The sequence below is a fragment of the Candidatus Collinsella stercoripullorum genome (genome assembly GCF_027669965.1).
Taxonomy (GTDB): Bacteria; Actinomycetota; Coriobacteriia; order Coriobacteriales; family Coriobacteriaceae; genus Collinsella; species Collinsella stercoripullorum.
The window spans coordinates 1-6,839 of the sequence record NZ_JAQECM010000073.1 but is presented as its reverse complement, the minus strand read 5'-3'; the positions used below and the strand labels follow the sequence as shown (position 1 = coordinate 6,839).

Annotated in this window: 4 protein-coding genes; 3 read left to right on the top strand and 1 reads right to left on the bottom strand. The window is 61.2% G+C overall.

The window, feature by feature from the left end; translation table 11 throughout:
* Positions 1 to 64 precede the first annotated feature (64 nt).
* On the bottom strand, positions 65 to 1,111 hold the full coding sequence (locus PHA29_RS10050; RefSeq protein ID WP_270849482.1) for an asparaginase: 1,047 nt from the start codon (positions 1,109 to 1,111) through the stop codon (positions 65 to 67).
* 312 nt (positions 1,112 to 1,423) lie between these two features.
* On the opposite strand from PHA29_RS10050, the gene guaA reads away from it, so the two are divergent.
* The 3 genes from guaA to PHA29_RS10035 all read left to right on the top strand — a co-directional run bounded on the left by guaA (position 1,424) and on the right by PHA29_RS10035 (position 5,970).
* Positions 1,424 to 3,022, top strand: coding sequence for a glutamine-hydrolyzing GMP synthase (gene guaA / locus PHA29_RS10045; RefSeq protein WP_270849480.1), 1,599 nt, complete (start codon positions 1,424 to 1,426; stop codon positions 3,020 to 3,022).
* Positions 3,023 to 3,121: 99 nt separating this feature from the next.
* A complete protein-coding gene (locus PHA29_RS10040) occupies positions 3,122 to 4,423 on the top strand; it encodes an ATP-binding protein (protein ID WP_270849478.1) in 1,302 nt (433 codons plus the stop codon).
* Positions 4,424 to 4,461: 38 nt separating this feature from the next.
* Entirely contained in the window at positions 4,462 to 5,970 is a 1,509-nt protein-coding gene (locus PHA29_RS10035; RefSeq protein ID WP_270849476.1) for an ApeA N-terminal domain 1-containing protein, read from the top strand.
* Positions 5,971 to 6,839 lie beyond the last annotated feature (869 nt).

Genomic DNA, 6,839 nt, shown 5'->3' with positions numbered 1-6,839 from the left:
GCCCGGCAGGCCGTCGGGCGGGCGGCGGCGCGACGCGGACCCCGCCGCCTCCGGCGCCCGGCCGTCAGGCGAGCGGCAGCCGGTCGAAGTTCACCGGACGGTAGAACAGCTCGCGGACCGTGTCGGGGTCGTCCGAGCAGCCGCGCGCCCACATGGTCTTGGCGACGAGGGCCTCGGTGGTCATGTCGTCGCCCTTCAGGATCCCCGTGTGCTCGGCGTAGGCGCGCCCGACCTCGTACACGCCCAGGTCGAGGCCCTCCTCGGGGACCTGCGTGGTGATGACGGCGGTCCGCCCGGAGTCGACCCAGTCGAACACCGCGCGCTTGAAGGAGGCGGCGGCGGAGCCGTCCCGCCCGTACTCGGGGATGCCCCCGATCCCGAAGGTCTCCATGATGACGGCGTCGTAGCGCGGGCGCAGCAGATCGAACACGGCCGGGTCGATGCCCGGGGTCAGCTTGAGGACGAAGACCCGTTCGTCGAGGGCGTCGTAGATGCGGGGGCCGTGCCCGGAGGACTCGTCGCGCACGACGCCCTGGGCGCGCGCCAGCGCGTCGCCGCTGCGGATGATGCGGTCGTTGCGGATGTAGGCGAGCGAGGGGTAGTTGACGCTCTTGAAGGCGTTGAAGCTCATGGTGCGCTGCTTGCGCCCGCGCGTGCCGGCGATCACGGCCCCGTTGAACACGATGACCACGTCGCGGCTGCGGTCGTCCGCCGCGTACAGGATGCTCTGGAACAGGTTCAGCTTGGCATCGGTGAAGGAGTCGCCCATGGGCTTCTGGGAGCCGGTGAGAACGATGGGCTTGGGGCTGTCCTGGATGAGGTAGGAGAGCGCGGCGGCCGTGTAGGCCATGGTGTCGGTGCCGTGGAGGACGACGAAGCCGTCGTAGTCGTCGTACGAGCCGGCGACGGCGCGGGCGATGCGCAGCCAGTCGCGCGGCCGCATGTCCGTGCTGTCGATGTTCATGAGCTGGGCGACGCCGATGTCGGCGAGCGCGGCGATCTCGGGGACGGCGCGGGCGAGCTCGGCGCCGGTGAGGGCGGGGGAGAGGCCGCGGCCGTCCTCGGCGGAGGCGATGGTGCCCCCGGTGGCGATCAGCAGGATCCGTTTCATGCGCTCCTCCTTACGGGGTCGGTGCACGGTGCGCCGCGCCGGCGGCTGGGCGCGCGGCACCGCGTCTCGGCGGGCCGGCGGCCATCCGGCCTTCAGCGCGGCACCGAGCCCTCGTCGGTCGGCGCTCACGGGGGCGGAGCGCCCCTGCGCGCCGGCGGCCGGCATCCATTGTGGCACAGCGGCGGGCACGCGGGCGGGACATGCGGTGCAGTTTTGGGGAGGGGCGCCGCGTCGTGCGGGCAACAGGTATCATAGGGTGGTAGGATAAGGGCGCTTCGCCCGTCTCTACCGGTACGTGCTGAAAGGGAGCTCATGACGCAGAACGGCTCAAACCAGACGGGGAGCAAGGTCCTCGTATTCGACTTCGGCGCGCAGTACGGGCAGCTGATCGCCCGCCGCGTGCGCGACCTGCATGTCTACTCCGAGATCGTGCCGTGCGACATCTCGGCCGACGAGGTGCGCGCGATGGAGCCCTCCGCGCTCATCCTGTCCGGCGGCCCGGCGTCCGTGTACGCCGAGGACGCGCCGACGGTCGACCCGGCGATCTTCGACCTGGGCCTGCCGGTGCTGGGGTTCTGCTACGGCCACCAGATCATGGCGGCGACGCTCGGCGGCGAGGTCTCGCACTTCGAGATCGGCGAGTACGGCCCGGCGACCATCGAGCGCGACCATGACAGCGCGCTGTTCAACGCCACGCCCATCGAGCAGACGGTGTGGATGAGCCATCGCGACGCGGTGAGCCGCGCGCCCGAGGGCTTCACGGTGACGTCCTCCACGCCCGTGTGCCCGGTGGCGTCCATGGAGTGCCCGGGGCGCAAGCTGTACGCGACCCAGTTCCATCCCGAGGTGAAGCACACCGAGTTCGGCCAGCAGATCCTCTCGAACTTCCTGTTTGACATCTGCGGGCTCGAGGCGACGTGGACGATGGACAACCTGGTCGAGAGCATGACCGCCGAGATCCGCGAGCAGGTGGGCGAGGACCGCGTGATCCTGGCGCTCTCCGGCGGCGTGGACTCGAGCGTGGTGGCCGCCCTGGGCGCCCGCGCCATCGGCCGCCAGATGACCTGCGTCTTCATCAACCACGGCCTCTTGCGCAAGGGCGAGCCCGAGCAGGTGGAGGAGGTCTTCACCAAGCAGTTCGACGTGGACTTCATCCACGTGCACGCCGAGGAGCGCTACGCCGCGCTGCTCGACGGTGTGACGGAGCCCGAGGAGAAGCGCCGCATCATCGGCACGCAGTTCTGGAAGGAGTTCTTCGCCGTCGCCCAGCAGCTCGACGGCGTGAGGTACCTGGCCCAGGGTACCATCTACCCCGACATCATCGAGAGCGGCGCCCGCAAGACCGGCGGCAAGGCCTCGACCATCAAGAGCCACCACAACCTGATCCCGTTCCCCGAGGGCGTGCACTTCGACCTCATCGAGCCGCTCGACCACTTCTTCAAGGACGAGGTGCGCGAGCTGGGTCTGGCCCTCGGCCTGCCCGAGCACATCGTGTACCGTCAGCCGTTCCCGGGCCCGGGCCTGGCCATCCGCATCATCGGCGCGGTGAGCCCCGAGAAGCTCGAGATCCTGAAGAACGCCGACGCCATCGTGCGCGAGGAGCTCGACGCCTACAACGCGCGCCTGTTCGAGGCGACCGGCGAGCGCAACTCCGAGCACAGCTGCTGGCAGTACTTCGCCGTCCTGCCCGACATCAAGAGCGTGGGCGTCATGGGCGACGAGCGCACCTACCAGCGTCCGATCATCCTGCGCGCCGTGGAGTCGAGCGACGCCATGACCGCCGACTGGGCGAAGCTCCCCTACGAGGTGCTCGCGCGCATCTCGGGCCGCATCGTGGCGGAGGTGCCCGGCGTGAACCGCGTGGCCTACGACATCACGAGCAAGCCGCCCGCGACGATCGAGTGGGAATAAAACTCCGCCTGATTTTCTCCAAAACTGGCTTTCTTACGGCCTTATTTTCGCCAATCTGTGCGAAAATAAGGCCGTAGCCATTTTAGGGGAGGAGCTTGCATGGAACGATTTCTCATGGATGAGCTTATTGTCTGGAAGAACAGGCTCCGTCGCAAGCCGCTCATTCTCAACGGTGCGCGTCAGGTTGGAAAGACTTGGCTGCTTAAAGAATTTGGAAAAACGCAGTTCGAGAACGTTGCATACGTGAATCTCGACGACAATCCCAGGATGCGTGAGCAGTTTGAGCTGGGCTACGATATTCCGCGCATTGTATCCGCCATCCAGTTCGAGACGGGGGAGGTCGTGACCGAGGGAGGCACCCTCATCGTCCTCGACGAGATTCAGGCGTGCCCGAAGGCGCTCACGAGCCTCAAGTACTTCTGCGAGGACGCGCCCGGGTACGTGGTGGCAGCGGCCGGCTCGCTTTTGGGCATCACTGTGCACGAGGGCAGCGGGTATCCCGTGGGGAAGGTGAATACGCTCGATCTCTATCCCCTAAGCTTTCGGGAGTTCCTCGCTGCGACGGGGAATCGGCCGCTCTGTGACCTCATCGACGCTGGCGACGCGAGCCTTATCAACAGCTTCTCAAGCAGGATCGTTCCGCTCCTTCGTCAGTACTACTACGTCGGGGGCATGCCTGAGGCGGTGAGCGCCTTTCTTGAGCGAGGTCTCTTGGAGGATGCGCGCGAGGTGCAGCTCGATATTCTGTGCGGCTACGAGCGCGACATCTCGAAGCACCTCGGCAGGGTCGAGACTGAGTACGCGCTCGCCGCGTGGCGGTCGATCCCGTCCCATCTCGGTCGAGAAAACAAAAAGTTCGTGTTCAGCCACATCGCGCAGGGGGCGCGGGCACGGAACTACCAGTCGGGCATCACATGGCTCACGCAGGCAGGTATCACAACGCTTGTCCGCAGAATCTCGAAGCCTGGGATTCCATTGAGCCCCTATGCGGATGACACTGCATTCAAGCTCTTTTTGGTGGATGTTGGCCTGCTGGGCGCCATGGCACAGTTGGACAAAGAGACGGTCGTCGGTGGCAGCGGGATCTTCGAGGAGTTCAAGGGTTCGCTTACCGAGCAGTACGTCTGCCAGCAGCTCGTTTCGGACTGCGGGCTCACGCCGTATTACTGGTCCGCTGAAAACTCTTCGGGAGAGATCGACTTTCTGGTGCAGAAGGCAAACGGAGTGTATGCCATAGAGGTAAAGGCCGAAGAAAACCTGCGTGCCAAGAGTCTACGAGCATTCAAGGAATCCCGTCCGGAGATTAATTCCGTTCGCTTCAGCCTGTCGGGCTATCGTGAGCAGGACTGGATGAGGAACGTCCCGCTGTACGCGATGTCGAACACAGGGCTGTGGGGATAGGTCGAGAGAGCCTACGTTGATTGACTGGAGGGCATGTTATGATTCCTTCAAGTTTTACCCAGGGAGTATGGGGAAAGAGCTGGGAAGAGGCGCGTGGGGACAACGCGGTTCAAGGGACGGCAAACCTTGGCGACGAGGGGGTTGTTCTCGACATCCCCTGCGGAAAGCTGCTCGGTTCCCCAGGCGTTGTCATAAACGGTGAAAAAGAACTCTCTGCTGCGGAGTACTTATACGGGTTCTCTCAAGACGGGTATGCGTTGGTGCTTGGAAACGCTGTGTACAGTGGCGGTGAAACGCGCTATCCGGGAATGGTCCATCAGGTCATCCGTGCAGATTATCTTATGGCAGCAAAGGGATGCCGTGAATTCGACCCGTCTAACGTAATTAATAGGGTGGATATCGAGGTAAGGAATCTGGCTGACTGGTACGGGAAATCAGCTTATTGCATGACTTTTGATTCTGATGATCAAGATAATATGCGCTTCAGAGCGCTCGAATATAAAAAAGAAAATGACGAGGCCGCGGTCTTGCTAGAGAGTGAGCAATGCAGTATTACGCTGTTCAGCAAGTACATCATTCCCGGGCTGAATGTAAACGAGATGACTTTTCGTCACCAATGCTGTTTGAAAGTATGTTTCTCAGCCGGAAAGACTCTCGAGGAGGCTCGTGATTTCGCTGTCAAACTGTCAGAGTTCCTTAGCTTGTGCATGGGCTTTCATGCAGCCATCCAAAGGTTTACTTTGTATTTTGATGGTGAAGAGAGCGCAATTCAATACTACGCACCATTGATTGATTCTCCCACTCCGTCAAAAAATGCTGTACGTGCGATGCCGTTCCCTTATCGCGCACTAGAAAGAGAAATCGGCAACTATCTTTCTAGCTGGTTCGACTATGGCATCGATAGGAGAGACAAGGAAGACTACCTGCTTCTCAAACGCGCCGGCGACTTAATTGTTTCAATACTTACCTATGACTGGAAAATGCCAGTTGAGTTGCAGTGCGTGTCCGCATCTCAGGCTTTGGAAGCGATTTCAAGATACAGAGCTGACCTACAATCTTGGCCAAAAGCTGTGTTTAAGCAAAATCGAAAAGAACTCTTGAAGCGAACCGAAGGAATGCCAGAAGAATTTGTGGCATGGATCCAGTCTCGAATAGGACAGAATTCAAAAGGCGCAAAGCGTCTGATAAATGAACTTATGGACAGGCAGAAAGATGTTGTCGGGTGGCTTGTCCCTGATATAGATAAGTTTGTGTCTGAACAACAGGTTGCTCGAAACACATACTCGCATGGGTCTGCGGCCGCCGCGGTCGACCCATCTAATTTATATCGACTAACGATGGGGACCGCATTGCTTTGCTATGCCATTCTATGGCGACTGTTTGGCATGTGCCCAACACAAATCAGGCGCGAGCTTGAGCGTTCTCATTTTAAATCATGGGTGATAGATTGGCTAAGCGTGCAATATCAAAGCCAGGATTTGGTTGATGCGTCGGAAAGTGATGAAGACGGTGACTCAGATTGCTCCGGAAGAGCGTCTGACATCTGATGCTAGGCTGGAATAGCTGAGTTCATTATTGAGTTTATCCGAGTGCTCGACATTCGTGCCGTTTCGGCGATGAGTGAGACAACGACGCACCGCGTAGACGAGAGGCCATGGGAATGCACGATTCGATTACTGAGTGGGAATAAAGTTCCGCCTGGTTTTCTCCAGATTTGGTTTACTTACGGCCTTGGTTTCGCCTATCTGCGCGAAACCAAGGCCGCGCTCAGTAAATGAGGGGAAATCGCGGTGTGGTTCCCTGTGCATGACCGCTGCCCGGCAGGGCGCCGCCCGCCCTATCTATGCAGGACCTCGATCACCACGACGAACGTTACGACCTAGGCCACAGGGAGGGCGGCGAGCCCCCGCCGACTTGGGGTCGCCCCAGTTCATGACCCGGTCCACGCCGAAGCGCCGGGGCGCCACCACGAAGGGATCCTCGCGGTTTACGTAGAAGACGCCGAGCCTCCAGCATGCGTCGTCGTCGAAGCCGAGCTCGTCCGAGGCCGTCAAGCAAAACCTGCAGGGCGTCCGGCGTCTATGAACACATTAGCACCTTGATGTCGTCGGAGTCGTCATCATCGCCCGTACTGTCTGTGCGGTGGTGCCGACCTTGGTGGTCTCGTCGCGCTCGAGGCGGTCCAAACGCGCCTCTTGCCGGTCGCCGGTCCTGTGTGCGCACTTGTCGAAGGTGCGCGCTTTGCGCTGGGTGTCCGCCATCGCACGGCGGGCGGCGGGCAAGCCTGCACTGCGAGACTATCCGGTTCCTGCTCTTGGACGATCTCTTTCTAAAACGAAAGAGCGTTCCGGCACGCTCAGGCGGGTGCGCACGAGACAAATGCCAACAGTGAGTAATCGCGCCTGTTAGCACCCTC

Coding starts and splice junctions, on each gene's coding strand:
- PHA29_RS10035 (WP_270849476.1), top strand. CDS start 4,462: ATGATTCCTTCAAGTTTTACCCAGGGAGTATGGGGAAAGAGCTGGGAA.
- guaA (WP_270849480.1), top strand. CDS start 1,424: ATGACGCAGAACGGCTCAAACCAGACGGGGAGCAAGGTCCTCGTATTC.
- PHA29_RS10050 (WP_270849482.1), bottom strand. CDS start 1,111: ATGAAACGGATCCTGCTGATCGCCACCGGGGGCACCATCGCCTCCGCC.
- PHA29_RS10040 (WP_270849478.1), top strand. CDS start 3,122: ATGGAACGATTTCTCATGGATGAGCTTATTGTCTGGAAGAACAGGCTC.